Genomic DNA, 14,805 nt, shown 5'->3' on the forward strand with positions numbered 1-14,805 from the left:
CCTTAACGGTGACGGAATTCACGGTGTTCAGCACGCCCGGTAGACGTCTGGCGCGGTTGCTGATGGCGGGCAGCCTGTTGCCTGCTCTGGGCGCCTCGCTGCTGCTGGGCTTGCCAGTTGGCGGAACGACTGTCGTTACCGCTGAGCGCATTGGCGCGCGGCTGGCTACTCCGCGCAGGCTGCGAAACCCGTTTCTCTTGCCTTTGCGTGGTGGTCGGGCGGCTGTCTCGCGTCTTAGCGGCTGTCCGCTGTGACGTTTGCGGTTTGGTGTCGTAGCCCCGGTAGTTGTTGCGCTGGGAAATTTGCTTCAGCTGGGCGGTTGACGCCTGACGCTGTGCATCTTTGGTGCCCGGACGCGCGGTTTGCGGGAAGGTTTTTCCCGTCGATTTCTCCATCTGGCTCAGCGCAGCCTGCCGTTGGCTGTCCCGGTTGACCGGTTTTTGCTGCGTCGCGCTTAGCCCCGTTGCCGTGTTCGTTGAGTGGAAGCGATTGTTGAGCGTGTTGGTGGGATAGGGCACTCCTTCACGATAGGCCGGGTTATGCTGCCAGGTGCGGTTGGCGTCTGTCAGGCGCTGGCCGCTGATTTTATTAAAGTTCTCGACGTTGATATTGATGTTGTTATCACCGTTGCGGTTATAGCCGCCGTGGTGATCCCAGTCGTCATCATGGTGGTGATCCCAGTCATCGTCATCATCCCAGTCGATGTTGCTGAAAATAGCGTAGGTGGTCGCCACGCCCAGGCTGAACCCTAAGCCTTTGACCAGACTGTCCGTAAACTGCTCTCCCGGGGAGGGCGGTAAATAGACGGGCGGATAAGCGGTGTTCGGCCAGGTGCCATACACGGTATTCGGGTTGTAGGTGGGAACGTAAACCACCTGCGGGTCGGCAGACTCAATTTTAATGACCGTCGGGGCTGACGTCGTGGCGGTGCTTGTTGTCTGGCTGGTGGCCGTTTTCGCCGGGGCCGGTTTTGTCTCGGTGGTGACCGTTTGCTGCGGTGTTGATTGCAATGCACCGGTTTGCTGCGCCAGCAAACGCAGACGTTGCACGGAATCCATCACATCTTTCGGCTGCGCGAGAAACGCATCGCCCAGGCTCTGCACCCAGGGTGGATTTTCGCCCATCAGGGACATCAGCTGAGGAAACGCCACCAGTGATTTCACGCTCGGATCCCAGGGTTGATTCGCCACGGCCTGAATGGCGGCATCGCCCTGCAGTTTAGGGTTGTCTTTTGACCACTGTGCCGCCTGGATGACGTTGGCCGGGTAAGTCGAAGCCATCAAAATTTGCGATAGCAGGGCATCCGGGTAGAGCGCGATGGGGGCAACCCACTGATCAATTTGCGCGGCCGTGTAGGCTGGCGCGACGACCGGTGCTGGCTGAGCGGCAGGCGGCGCAGCCGGTTGTTGTGCGACGGGGGCAGGAGCCACAGGCTCCGTTGCGCGGCTTTTAACGAACATGACGCCTGAGGCGGCAAACAGCCCGGCACTGCACAGAAGGACAAGCAGTTGTGGCTTAAAGGGCAACTTCATAAAATGACTCCAACGAGACAAGCGCTGTGCCGTGAGGCGTTACGGTTGGCGTGAGTATCAATCACCCGTCTTTTACTGTTTTGACTTTTGTGGGGAATCATCCGGTACGTCCGGATAAAGAGTGTGAGTATTTATTACACAATTATATCGGATGGCTGAAATGCCGCCGGAATATTCAGAAGGTCGCACTCACGGTTTTTGCAGTCAGAATTCGTTGCACCTGCCCGCTACACCATGCTTAACGATTCAGCAAATTTTTTAATGTTGCTTTTTTGTAAACGGATTAACACTGTGCAGAAATCCTGCTATGCTGCCCGACGCGGTATCGGGCATTTACCCTACAAACTGCTGTCTCACAGGAGCGTGAAGAGAACGCCCGCCGCATATGACAATGAGAGCGAGGAGAACCGTCGTGCTAGAAGAATACCGTAAGCACGTAGCAGAACGTGCCGCCGAGGGAATTGTACCCAAACCTTTAGATGCAACCCAAATGGCCGCGCTCGTCGAGCTGCTGAAGAACCCGCCTAAGGGCGAAGAAGAATTCCTGTTAGATCTGTTGATCAACCGTGTACCGCCTGGCGTAGATGAAGCTGCCTACGTAAAAGCCGGATTCCTTGCCGCCGTCGCCAAAGGCGAAGCAACCTCTCCACTGGTTACTCCTGAAAAAGCTATTGAACTGCTCGGTACCATGCAGGGTGGCTACAACATTCATCCGCTGATTGACGCACTGGATAACGACACGCTGGCACCGATTGCCGCCAAAGCGCTCTCCTCAACGCTGCTGATGTTCGATAACTTCTACGATGTGGAAGAAAAAGCCAAAGCCGGCAACGCCTACGCGAAACAGGTTATGCAATCCTGGGCCGATGCCGAATGGTTCCTGAACCGTCCTGCACTGGCTGAAAAAATCACCGTTACCGTCTTCAAAGTGACCGGTGAAACTAACACCGATGACCTCTCTCCGGCACCGGATGCGTGGTCTCGTCCTGATATTCCTCTGCACGCGCTGGCGATGCTGAAAAACGCCCGTGAAGGTATTGAGCCGGATCAGCCGGGCAGCGTTGGCCCGATCAAACAGATCGAAGCCCTGCAGGAAAAAGGTTTCCCGCTGGCATACGTCGGTGACGTAGTGGGTACCGGTTCGTCCCGTAAGTCTGCGACCAACTCCGTACTGTGGTTCATGGGCGATGACATCCCTCATGTGCCTAACAAACGTGGCGGCGGCCTGGTGCTGGGCGGCAAAATTGCGCCAATCTTCTTCAACACCATGGAAGATGCGGGCGCACTGCCGATCGAAGTGGATGTCTCTAACCTGAATATGGGCGACGTGATTGACGTTTACCCGTTCAAAGGTGAAGTGCGCAACCACGAAACCAACGAACTGCTGGCGAGTTTTGAGCTGAAAACCGACGTGCTGATTGACGAAGTGCGTGCCGGTGGCCGCATTCCGCTGATCATCGGTCGTGGCCTGACGACCAAAGCGCGTGAAGCGCTGGGTCTGCCGCACAGCGACGTGTTCCGTCATGCGAAAGATGTGGCGGAAAGCAATCGTGGTTACTCCCTGGCGCAGAAAATGGTGGGTCGCGCCTGCGGCGTCGCCGGTGTCCGTCCTGGCGCGTACTGCGAACCGAAGATGACCTCCGTGGGGTCTCAGGACACCACTGGCCCAATGACCCGTGATGAACTGAAAGACCTGGCGTGCCTGGGCTTCTCTTCTGACCTGGTGATGCAGAGCTTCTGTCACACTGCCGCGTATCCGAAGCCGGTTGACGTGACGACGCACCACACGCTGCCTGACTTCATCATGAACCGCGGCGGTGTGTCGCTGCGTCCGGGTGATGGTGTTATTCACTCCTGGCTGAACCGTATGCTGCTGCCTGATACCGTCGGTACCGGTGGTGATTCCCATACCCGTTTCCCAATCGGTATCTCCTTCCCGGCGGGCTCGGGGCTGGTGGCGTTTGCTGCTGCGACCGGCGTGATGCCGCTGGATATGCCAGAATCGGTTCTGGTGCGCTTCAAGGGCAAAATGCAGCCGGGTATCACCCTGCGTGACCTCGTGCATGCTATCCCTCTGTATGCCATCAAACAGGGTCTGCTGACCGTTGAGAAGAAAGGGAAGAAAAACATCTTCTCTGGCCGTATTCTGGAAATTGAAGGTCTGCCGGATCTGAAAGTCGAGCAGGCATTCGAACTGACCGATGCGTCCGCGGAGCGTTCTGCTGCTGGCTGTACCATCAAGCTGAACAAAGAACCGATTATTGAGTATCTGACCTCTAACATCGTGCTGCTGAAGTGGATGATTGCAGAAGGCTACGGCGACCGTCGTACGCTGGAGCGCCGTATCCAGGGCATGGAAAAATGGCTGGCGGATCCACAGCTGCTGGAAGCCGATGCTGACGCAGAATACGCGGCAGTGATCGACATCGATCTGGCGGATATCAAAGAGCCAATCCTGTGTGCACCAAACGATCCGGACGACGCGCGTCTGCTTTCCGACGTTCAGGGCGACAAGATCGACGAAGTGTTCATCGGATCCTGTATGACCAACATCGGCCACTTCCGTGCTGCCGGTAAGCTGCTGGATACCCACAAAGGCCAGCTGCCAACGCGTCTGTGGGTGGCTCCGCCAACCCGTATGGATGCGGCTCAGCTGACCGAAGAGGGCTACTACAGCGTGTTCGGTAAGAGCGGTGCGCGTATCGAAATTCCTGGCTGTTCCCTGTGTATGGGTAACCAGGCGCGCGTGGCTGACGGTGCGACGGTGGTTTCCACCTCTACCCGTAACTTCCCGAACCGTTTAGGTACCGGTGCTAACGTCTACCTGGCCTCTGCGGAGCTGGCGGCGGTTGCGGCACTGATTGGTAAACTGCCAACGCCGGAAGAGTACCAGACCTTTGTGGCTCAGGTGGATAAGACGGCGGTAGATACCTATCGCTATCTGAACTTCGACCAGCTCTCTCAGTACACCGAGAAGGCTGACGGGGTTATCTTCCAGACAGCGGTATAAACAGCTAAACCGTCTCCGCGGAGGCGGTTTTGTGTTTGCACCCTCTCCTGTGGAGAGGGACAGGGTGAGGGCATCAGACCGCAAGGTCTTGCTCTCACCTTTTTATTTTCATTCCTCCTGCCTCCCACGCTTTTTTTCTTCTTCTCTGCTGCGATAATTAGCGTAATGGCTTTGCAGAGGAAAATACTATGGATTACGAATTTCTGCGCGACATCACCGGAGTGGTGAAAGTGCGTATGTCGATGGGCCACGAAGCCGTTGGACACTGGTTCAACGAAGAGGTGAAAGAGAATCTCGCCCTTCTGGACGAAGTTGAACAGGCGGCAAATACGGTGAAAGGCAGTGAACGCTCCTGGCAACGTGCCGGGCACGAATACACGCTGTGGATGGATGGCGAAGAGGTGATGGTGCGTGCCAACCAGCTTGAATTCTCCGGTGATGAGATGGAAGAGGGGATGAGCTACTACGATGAAGAGAGTCTGTCGCTGTGCGGCGTAGAAGACTTTTTACAAGTCGTGACGGCGTACCGGGCGTTCATGAAACAGAAATAGCACACCGGAGCGTCCTTGCTCCCAGCGCGGCTTACACGGTCGGAATATTGCGGCCGTAGTAGATTTCGCGCATCTCTTTCCAGAGCAGGTCAGTAATGGCCTTGCGCTCTTCTTCGCTTAAATCTTCTGGTCGGGTATGGAACATGTAGTGCTTAAGGTCGAACTCCTTAAGTAACATCTTGGTATGGAAGATATTTTCCTGATACACGTTCACATCCATCATGTCATACAGCGACTTCATGTCGTCGGACATAAAGTTCTGAATGGAATTGATCTCGTGATCGATAAAGTGCTTCATGCCGTTAATGTCACGGGTAAAGCCTCGCACGCGATAATCAATCGTCACGATATCGGATTCCAGCTGGTGGATTAAATAGTTCAGCGCGTTCAGCGGGGAGATCACGCCGCAGGTCGACACTTCGATATCGGCACGGAAGGTACACAGACCGCCTTCAGGATGGCTTTCCGGGTAGGTGTGCACGCAAATGTGGCTTTTATCGAGATGGGCGACGACCACTTCCGGCAGCGGGCCAGGATGTTCTGTTTTATCGATAAGTTGAGGGTCGACCGGCTCTTCGCTGACCAGAATCGTGACGCTGGCACCCTGAGGTTCATAATCCTGACGGGCGATATTCAGGATATTCGCGCCGATAATCGAACAGGTTTCTGACAGGATCTCGGTCAGACGGTTGGCATTGTAGAGTTCATCGATATAGGCGATGTAACCATCGCGTTCTTCCGCTGTTTTGGCATAGCAGATATCGTAAATACAAAAACTCAGGCTTTTGGTCAGGTTGTTAAAGCCATGCAGTTTAAGCTTTTTCAATTAGCTCACCCCCTTAGTGGATAATGCGTCTTGCAGGTACTGCGGTAAGGCAAACGCTGCGGTATGAACTGCCGGATTGTAGTAACGGCACGTAAGACCGGCCTGGTGGAAGCGGGCCTGAATAATTTCGGTGGAAAGATGGCGCAGTACGTCGTTATCTGTCGCCCAGGCAAAGGTCATGATCCCGCCGTAGTACGTCGGAATAGCGGCCTGATAGAAGCTGACATCGCCAAAATAGGTGCTCAGTTTGCGGTGGCTGTCGAGGGCTTCATCCTGCTGCAGGAAGCAGACGCCGTTTTGTGCCACGAAAATCCCGCCCGGCTTCAGGCAGCGCTTGCAGCCTTCGTAGAAATCGGAGGTAAACAGCGATGCGCCGGGACCGATCGGGTCGGTACAGTCGGAGATAATAACGTCGAAGGTCTGGGTCGTCTGATTAACGAAGTTAACCCCATCATCAATGACCAGACTGAAGCGCGGATCGTCATAGCTACCGGCGTTATGGTTCGGCAGGTACTGACGACAGAAAGAGACCACGCCGGCATCAATCTCCACCATCGTAATGGTTTCGATGGATTGATGGCGGGAGACTTCACGCAGCATTGCGCCATCACCACCACCGATAATCAGAACATGCTTCGCATGCCCGTGTGCCAGCAGTGGGACGTGGGTCATCATCTCATGATAGATAAACTCGTCACGCTCGGTCGTTTGCACGACACCATCCAGCGCCATCACGCGGCCAAAGGCGGCATTCTCGAAGATGATCAGATCCTGGTGATCGGTTTTCTCATGATAGAGCACGTTATCAACGGCAAAGTACTGACCAAACTGGTCATGCAGTGTTTCATGCCACAACGTGTGGTCGGCCATACGCGGACTCCTCCTTTGTTAACATCCGTTACGCTCACAAAAAATGAGCGAAACATGATAGCTAACTATAACCGTGGTTGCACGGCTATAGGCTCAACAAGGGGGCGTCGGGAAAGTTATTTCACGTAGGCGAGCAGGCTGAGTGAATCGCGAGCCAGCGCTTTGCATTTTTTGGCGGTAGGGATACCAATACCGCTTAAATCGCGGTAGCTGTCTTCGCCGAGCGCCTTCATGTCGAAGCTATCGTAGTTGCTGAGATCCCATTGGTTTTGCTGGGCAAAAAAGACCAGTGCGCGACGAATCTGCCCGTTGGGCAAATTCTGGTAACCACAATCGTTTTTCAGAAAGACAAAAACTGCCGTCAGATCGGCCATATCTTCCGCTTCATTTTCACTCAGCGCGTAACTGTTCGCACACATCGCCATCAGGCTACCGAACAAAATTGTTCTGAAAAACGTCTTCATTGCTTCTACCACTGCATCACGGAAAATTAACGTTAGCATACTTGATGCCAGGCCGACGATCTTTATTATTGCCGCTTTACTTGACCTTCCGGTAAGGGGAGGGTTTATGCTCAAAAGATCGCCTGCTGGAAATAAGGAAATGAACATGCAACGCCGTGATTTTTTAAAATATTCCGTTGCGCTTGGCGTAGCCAGCGCTTTACCGCTGTGGAGCCGCGCGGCTTTTGCGGCCGACAGACCTGCCTTACCGATCCCTGATTTACTCACCGCGGATGCCCGAAGCCGCATCCAGCTTGTTGTCCAGTCCGGTAAAACGACCTTTGGCGCACACAGTGCGACAACGTGGGGTTATAACGGCAATCTTCTCGGCCCGGCACTTCAGTTACGTAAAGGGAAAGCGGTGACGGTGGATATCCATAACACGCTGGCAGAGGAGACCACGTTGCACTGGCACGGACTGGAAGTGCCGGGCGAGGTGGACGGGGGGCCGCAGGGCATCATAAAACCGGGCGGTAAGCGAAGCGTGACCTTTACCCCGGACCAGCGCGCCGCGACCTGCTGGTTCCACCCCCATCAGCATGGCAAAACGGGCCATCAGGTGGCGATGGGGCTGGCGGGGCTGGTGCTGATCGAAGATGACGAAAGCCGTTTGCTGCGCCTGCCCAAACAGTGGGGCATCGACGATGTGCCGGTCATTGTGCAGGACAAAAAATTCACCGCTGACGGGCAAATTGATTACCAGCTGGACGTCATGAGCGCGGCGGTAGGCTGGTTTGGCGACACCCTGCTGACCAACGGTGCCATTTACCCGCAGCATGCGGCACCGAAAGGCTGGCTGCGCTTACGCCTGCTCAACGGCTGTAACGCCCGCTCACTGAATTTCGCCACCAGCGATAAACGCCCTCTGTACGTGGTCGCAAGCGACGGGGGGCTGCTGCCTGAACCGGTGAAGGTGGATACGCTACCGATGCTGATGGGGGAGCGTTTTGAGGTGCTGGTGGATATCAGCGACGGCAAACCGTTTGACCTGGTCACGCTTCCGGTCAGTCAGATGGGAATGGCGGTTGCACCCTTTGATAAGCCGCACCCGGTGCTGCAGATCCAGCCGCTGCAGGTCACGGCCTCGGGCATGCTGCCGGATACCCTGACCACGCTCCCGGCGCTACCTTCTCTCGAGGGCCTGACCCAACGCAAGCTGCAACTGTCCATGAACCCGATGCTCGATATGATGGGCATGCAGGCACTGATGGCGAAATATGGCAATCAGGCGATGGCGGGTATGCACCACGGAGAGATGATGGGCCATATGAATATGGACCACGGTAAAATGGGCGGCATGGGGCACGGTGGCCATGATTTCGATTTCCACAATGCCAACATGATCAACGGCAAAGCGTTCGACATGAACACGCCAATGTTTGCTGCCACAAAAGGGCAGTTTGAACGCTGGGTGATTTCAGGCGAAGGCGACATGATGCTGCATCCGTTCCATATTCACGGCACCCAGTTCCGCATCCTTTCTGAAAACGGTAACGCGCCACAGGCGCATCGCGCGGGATGGAAAGACACCGTCAGGGTTGAAGGTGGCGTCAGTGAGGTGCTGGTGAAATTTGACCACGAGGCACCGAAGGCGTTTGCCTATATGGCGCACTGCCATCTGCTGGAGCATGAAGATACGGGCATGATGCTGGGGTTCACGGTTTAATATCGTGTGGCCTGATGCCCAGACCCCGGTCCAGAGGGGATAAGCAATAAAAACGGCAACCGAAGTTGCCGTTTTTTTTACCGTTGGCGGTGTTAGTTATTTAGCGTCGTCGGGTAAAGCATAAGCCACAATGTAGTCGCCCATCTTCGTACCAAACGAACCATGACCACCCGCAGAGATGACAACGTACTGCTTGCCATTCACTTCATAGGTCATCGGCGTTGCCTGTCCACCTGCTGGCAGACGGCCTTGCCACAGTTTTTCACCGTTGGTCATGTTGTACGCGCGCAGGTAGTTATCGGCGGTTGCCGCGATGAACAGCACGTTACCGGCGGTAGAAATTGGACCACCCAGCATTGGCATACCCATATTGAACGGGACAGGAACTGGCATCGGGAACGGCATGCTGTCCTGAGGCGTACCAATACGTTTTTTCCAGACGATCTGGTTAGTTTTCAGATCCAGGCCGGAGATATAACCCCAGGCAGGCTGTTTACACGGCAGACCAAACGGCGACAGGAACGGGTTCAGCGTGACGCCGTATGGCACGCCATACTGCGGCTGAATACCCGCTTCAGTACCGCTGCCTTTAGCATCTTTAGGCTGCTCCATTGGGTTGCCTGGACCGCGTGGAATAAGCTTAGAAACAAACGGCAGGGCCATCGGGTTGGCAATCGCCACCTGACGGTTAGGGTCAACGGAGATCCCACCCCATTCGAACATGCCCAGGTTACCCGGGAAGACCAGCGTGCCCTGCTCAGAAGGTGGCGTGAAGATACCTTCATAGCGCAGCTGATGGAACATCACGCGGCACACCAGCTGGTCAAACATTGTGGCACCCCACATGTCTGCACCGCTGAGATCTTTCTTCGGACGGAAGCTCAGGTCAGAGAACGGCTGTGTTTTGGTGACATAGTCGCCTTTGGCAGCGCCCTGCGGAACGGGTTTCTCTGGTGCCGGGACAACCAGCTTACCGTTGCTGCGATCCAGCACAAAGATGTTGCCCGTTTTCGCGGGTGCATAAATCACCGGAACGGTTTTGCCGTTAACGGTAATGTCAGCCAGCGTCGGCTGGGACGGCATGTCCATATCCCACAGGTCGTGGTGAACAGTCTGGTAGCTCCAGGCCAGTTTACCGTTGGTCGCGTTCAGCGCCACGATAGAGCTGGCATAACGCTCTTGCTCAGGCGTACGGTTACCTCCCCAGATATCTGGCGTGGTGACGCCCATCGGCAGGTAGACCAGGTCCAGCTTCGCGTCATACGCCGCCGGTGCCCAGGAGTTAGGTGAGTTAAAGGTAAAGGTGTGTTCGTCCGATGGGATCGCATTTGGATCTTTCGCGCCCGGGTCGAAGGCCCACAGCAGTTTACCGGTGTTCACGTCAAAACCACGGATAACGCCAGAGGTTTCGCGGGTGGAGAAGTTATCGGTTACCGAGCCGGCAATCACGATAGTTTTATCGGTGATGATCGGCGGTGAGGTTGGCTCATACAGACCCGGCGTGGTGTCCGGCATGTTGGTCTGCAGATTCAGGATACCTTTGTTGGCAAAGGTCTCACACAGCTTACCGGTTTCGGCATTGATCGCGAACAGGCGGCCATCGTTTACCGGCAGCATGATGCGGCGAGGACAGTCGGCAATGACTTCAGGACTCGCATTATCAGCACGCGCTTCGTGGTAAGAGACGCCACGGCAGGTGATGTGCTGGAACGACGGGTTGGAGTTCAGCTGTGGATCGAAGTGCCATTTCTCTTTACCGGTGGCCGCGTCAAGCGCGAACAGACGCTGGTGCGCGGTACACAGATAAAGCATGTTACCGACTTTAATCGGCGTCACTTCGTTGGTCAGTTCACCCGGATCGTTTGGCATCTTCAGGTCGCCGGTACGGAATACCCAGGCTTCTTTCAGGTTCTTAACGTTGTCCGCGTTGATCTGCTTGAGCGGGGAGTAGCGCTGACCTTCCTGATTACGGCCATAAGCTGGCCAGTCGCCATCCGCGACCTGCGAGATAGCCGCAGCTGGGGTGGATTCGGCATTCAGCGTACCGTTAATCTCCTGCGGGTCGTTAAAACCGGCCCAGGTGAGAATGCCGCCGCTGATCAGCAGGGCAACCACCAGCGCCGCAACGGCACCGCTTGAAGGAACAATCAGGCGACGCCACACGAACGGCAGGATCAGCCAGATACCAAAGAAGACCAGGATGTCACTGCGCGGCGTCAGTGCCCAGAAGTCGAAACCGACTTCCCAGACGCCCCAGATCATGGTTGCGAGGAGTAAAGCAGCATAAAGCCATAGCGCGGATTGTTTTCTACGCCACAACAGGACGGTTACGCCAAGCATAACCAGACCCGCAATAGGGTAGTACCAGGAGCCGCCAATTGCGGCCAGCCAGACGCCACCGATTAACAGATACAGGCCGCAGAAGGCGGCGAATAGCGCTGTTAATGTCACCAGTAGACGTGGCTGTTGAGTTTTTATTTCAGCCATAGAAAGTGTACTCGTCAGTTTTGTTAATTATTTGCTAGCAACTAATTATAGGTATTAACAAGTGTGATCGGAATCACAATATTTGCTTTTTATAACTCATGCGCCAGGTGTATCCATTTACTGATATAATGGCTGGCTTGCGTATCGATGCCGGAGTAACATTCATCCGCATTGAGAGATTTTCATTAAAATCATATGGTTAGTAATATGAAACATACTGTTGAAGTGATGATCCCGGAAGCCGAGATCAAAGCGCGTATCGCCGAACTGGGTCGTCAAATCACCGAACATTACAAGGACAGCGGCAGCGAAATGGTGCTGGTCGGTCTTTTACGTGGCTCTTTCATGTTCATGGCAGACCTGTGCCGTGAAGTGCAGGTGTCCCATGAGGTCGATTTTATGACCGCCTCCAGCTACGGCAGCGGCATGTCCACAACCCGTGATGTGAAAATCCTGAAAGATCTGGATGAAGATATTCGTGGCAAAGATGTGTTGATCGTTGAGGACATCATCGACTCCGGCAACACGCTCTCTAAAGTGCGCGAGATCCTGAGCCTGCGTGAGCCAAAATCCCTGGCGATCTGCACCCTGCTGGATAAACCCAGCCGCCGTGAAGTGCAGGTGCCGGTAGAGTTTGTCGGCTTCTCTATCCCTGACGAGTTCGTCGTGGGCTATGGCATTGACTACGCGCAGCGTTACCGTCATCTGCCGTATGTGGGTAAAGTGATCCTGCTCGACGAGTAAGGTTTGTGACGTGCGGTCTGTTGCCCTCTGACGAGGGGACACACAGTAAAAACGGCAACCCGGGTTGCCGTTTTGTTTTTATCTGAACCGCTTACAGGCAGCTATTTATGGTTGACGTGCTTGAGCTTCAGGTTGGCGATCCCGGAACGATAACGCTGCTCAAGCGTTTCACGGTTGGTGGCAGTCACTTCCAGGTTACGAAGCAGACCATCGTGAATACCGTACGCCCAGCCGTGGATCGAGACTTTTTGCCCGCGTTTCCACGCCGATTGCATGATGGTGGAATGGCCAAGGTTATAAACCTGCTCCATCACGTTCAGCTCGCAAAGGGTATCGAGACGACGCTCCTGCGGCATTTCACCCAACAGTGAGCTATGTTTGAACCAGATATCGCGGATATGCAGCAGCCAGTTATCGATTAACCCGAGTTCGGTATTTTCAATCGCGGCCTGCACACCGCCGCAGCCATAGTGGCCACAAATAATGATGTGCTCGACCTCCAGAACGTCAACGGCGTACTGAACAACCGAAAGGCAGTTGAGGTCGGTATGGATCACCAGGTTGGCAACATTACGGTGCACAAACAGTTCGCCAGGCTCGAGACCTGTCAGGCGCTCTGCCGGAACGCGGCTGTCGGAACATCCAATCCAGAGAAAGCGTGGGTTTTGCGCCTGCGCGAGCTTTCCAAAAAATCCGGGGTCTTCCTCCACCAGCATTTTTGACCATAGTGCATTGTTGCTGATGAGTGTATCTATGTCGTTCATGGAGGTTAGCGACCTGTAACCGAGTGATTGCGTTGCGCTAATATAGGGTAACTCGACTTTTAATGAAACCACACAACGTGTGTCAGAACCTAAGGTAAGTTTAATTCATGGCGATTGCACTGGAGCTTGAGCAGCTCAAAAAAACCTATCCAGGCGGCGTTCAGGCGCTGCGTGGGATAGATCTCAAAGTGGAAGCGGGGGATTTCTACGCGCTTCTGGGGCCGAATGGGGCGGGGAAATCCACCACCATTGGCATTATCAGTTCGCTGGTCAACAAAACGTCCGGCCGGGTGAGCGTGTTTGGTTACGACCTGCAAAAAGATGTGGTGAATGCCAAGCGCCAGCTCGGACTGGTACCGCAGGAGTTCAACTTCAACCCGTTCGAGACAGTGCAGCAAATCGTGGTTAATCAGGCGGGTTACTATGGTGTTGAGCGCAAAGAAGCGGTTGAGCGCAGCGAAAAGTACCTCAAACAGCTCGATCTGTGGGAAAAACGCAATGAACGTGCGCGCATGTTGTCTGGCGGGATGAAGCGCCGTCTGATGATTGCCCGTGCGCTGATGCATGAGCCAAAGCTGCTGATCCTTGATGAGCCCACCGCGGGCGTGGATATCGAACTGCGTCGTTCAATGTGGGGCTTCCTGAAGGACCTCAACGACAAAGGCACGACCATTATTTTGACCACGCACTACCTCGAAGAGGCGGAGATGCTGTGTCGCAATATCGGCATCATTCAGAACGGTGAGCTGGTGGAAAACACCTCGATGAAGAGCCTGCTCGCCAAGCTGAAATCCGAAACCTTCATTCTCGACCTGGCGGCGAAAAGCCCGCTGCCGACGCTGGAAGGCTATAACTATCGTCTGGTGGATACCTCAACGCTGGAAGTGGAAGTGCTGCGCGAGCAGGGCATTAACAGCGTGTTCTCACAGCTGAGCGCGCAGGGTGTTCAGGTATTAAGTATGCGTAACAAAGCGAACCGACTGGAAGAGCTGTTTGTCTCTCTGGTGCAGGATAAACAAGGAGACAAGGCATGACGCATCTTTACTGGGTCGCGCTGAAAAGCATCTGGGCGAAAGAGATTAACCGCTTTATGCGTATCTGGGTGCAAACCCTGGTACCGCCGGTGATCACCATGACGCTCTACTTCATCATCTTCGGTAACCTCATCGGTTCCCGCATTGGTGAAATGCACGGCTTTACCTATATGCAGTTTATTGTGCCGGGCCTGATCATGATGGCGGTGATCACCAACGCCTATGCTAACGTGGCATCATCATTCTTTAGCGCCAAGTTCCAGCGTAACATTGAAGAGCTGCTGGTCGCGCCGGTACCAACGCATGTGATCATTGCGGGTTATGTGGGCGGCGGCGTGGCGCGCGGTCTCTGTGTGGGGATTCTGGTGACCGCGATCTCCCTGTTCTTTGTGCCGTTCCAGGTGCATTCATGGCTGTTCGTGGCGCTCACGTTACTGTTGACGGCCATCTTGTTCTCGCTGGCCGGTCTGCTGAACGCGGTGTTTGCTAAAACGTTTGATGATATCAGCCTGATCCCGACCTTTGTGCTGACGCCACTGACCTATCTTGGCGGGGTGTTCTACTCCCTGACGCTGCTGCCGCCGTTCTGGCAGGCGCTGTCACACCTGAACCCGATTGTTTATATGATCAGCGGCTTCCGCTTTGGTTTCCTCGGCATTACGGATGTGCCACTGATTACCACGGTTGCGGTGCTGGTGGTGTTTATTATCGCCTTCTACCTGCTGTGCTGGTCTCTGATTCAGCGTGGACGCGGTCTGCGCAGCTAATCTTCCGCCCGGCGACATTCTGTTTGCCGGGCGCTTTTCTTTGATTGTTAT

General features: G+C 54.8%; 12 protein-coding genes. 6 read left to right on the forward strand and 6 right to left on the reverse strand.

Translation table 11 applies throughout. From position 1 onward, the window contains the following. Positions 1–2: 2 nt before the first annotated feature. Entirely contained in the window at positions 3–1,532 is a 1,530-nt protein-coding gene (locus tag AB6731_RS14250; protein WP_371006493.1) for a DUF3300 domain-containing protein, read from the reverse strand. Positions 1,533–1,944: 412 nt separating this feature from the next. On the opposite strand from AB6731_RS14250, the gene acnB reads away from it, so the two are divergent. Next, positions 1,945–4,542, forward strand: coding sequence for a bifunctional aconitate hydratase 2/2-methylisocitrate dehydratase (gene acnB / locus AB6731_RS14255; RefSeq protein ID WP_020882592.1), 2,598 nt, complete (start codon positions 1,945–1,947; stop codon positions 4,540–4,542). 188 nt (positions 4,543–4,730) lie between these two features. Further along, positions 4,731–5,093, forward strand: coding sequence for a protein YacL (gene yacL / locus AB6731_RS14260; protein ID WP_014168659.1), 363 nt, complete (start codon positions 4,731–4,733; stop codon positions 5,091–5,093). A gap of 31 nt (positions 5,094–5,124) precedes the next feature. Here yacL and speD read toward each other — a convergent pair whose 3' ends face one another. From speD to AB6731_RS14275, 3 genes are all read right to left on the reverse strand, one after another. After that, entirely contained in the window at positions 5,125–5,919 is a 795-nt protein-coding gene (gene speD, locus AB6731_RS14265; protein WP_014168660.1) for an adenosylmethionine decarboxylase, read from the reverse strand. Next, positions 5,920–6,789 (reverse strand): polyamine aminopropyltransferase, encoded by an 870-nt coding sequence (gene speE, locus AB6731_RS14270; protein ID WP_014168661.1) that lies wholly within the window; start codon positions 6,787–6,789, stop codon positions 5,920–5,922. A gap of 116 nt (positions 6,790–6,905) precedes the next feature. Continuing rightward, positions 6,906–7,253 carry a YacC family pilotin-like protein gene (locus AB6731_RS14275; RefSeq protein ID WP_014882582.1) on the reverse strand — a complete coding sequence of 116 codons (348 nt, stop codon included), beginning with the start codon at positions 7,251–7,253 and terminating at the stop codon, positions 6,906–6,908. Between the two features lie 145 nt (positions 7,254–7,398). Here AB6731_RS14275 and cueO point away from each other — a divergent pair, with 145 nt between their 5' ends. After that, on the forward strand, positions 7,399–8,958 hold the full coding sequence (gene cueO, locus AB6731_RS14280) for a multicopper oxidase CueO (protein WP_032679633.1): 1,560 nt from the start codon (positions 7,399–7,401) through the stop codon (positions 8,956–8,958). Positions 8,959–9,054: 96 nt separating this feature from the next. Here cueO and AB6731_RS14285 read toward each other — a convergent pair whose 3' ends face one another. Next, the gene (locus AB6731_RS14285; RefSeq protein ID WP_371006494.1) at positions 9,055–11,445 is read right to left on the reverse strand and encodes a glucose/quinate/shikimate family membrane-bound PQQ-dependent dehydrogenase; all 2,391 of its coding nucleotides are present in this window, start codon (positions 11,443–11,445) and stop codon (positions 9,055–9,057) included. Positions 11,446–11,652: 207 nt separating this feature from the next. On the opposite strand from AB6731_RS14285, the gene hpt reads away from it, so the two are divergent. Beyond that, complete coding sequence (gene hpt, locus AB6731_RS14290) at positions 11,653–12,189, forward strand: hypoxanthine phosphoribosyltransferase (RefSeq protein ID WP_025205381.1); 537 nt, start codon at positions 11,653–11,655, stop codon at positions 12,187–12,189. 101 nt (positions 12,190–12,290) lie between these two features. On the opposite strand, the gene can is transcribed toward hpt, so the two are convergent. Beyond that, a complete protein-coding gene (gene can / locus AB6731_RS14295; protein ID WP_020882596.1) occupies positions 12,291–12,953 on the reverse strand; it encodes a carbonate dehydratase in 663 nt (220 codons plus the stop codon). A 107-nt stretch (positions 12,954–13,060) separates the two neighbouring features. Here can and AB6731_RS14300 point away from each other — a divergent pair, with 107 nt between their 5' ends. Next, positions 13,061–13,987, forward strand: coding sequence for an ABC transporter ATP-binding protein (locus AB6731_RS14300; protein WP_014168668.1), 927 nt, complete (start codon positions 13,061–13,063; stop codon positions 13,985–13,987). Continuing rightward, a complete protein-coding gene (locus AB6731_RS14305) occupies positions 13,984–14,754 on the forward strand; it encodes an ABC transporter permease (RefSeq protein ID WP_014168669.1) in 771 nt (256 codons plus the stop codon). Before AB6731_RS14300 ends, AB6731_RS14305 begins: the two co-directional genes overlap by 4 nt. The last annotated feature ends 51 nt before the right edge of the window (positions 14,755–14,805 follow it).

It is taken from the genome of Enterobacter sp. RCC_40 (genome assembly GCF_041360735.1).
Taxonomy (GTDB): domain Bacteria; phylum Pseudomonadota; class Gammaproteobacteria; order Enterobacterales; family Enterobacteriaceae; genus Enterobacter; species Enterobacter ludwigii.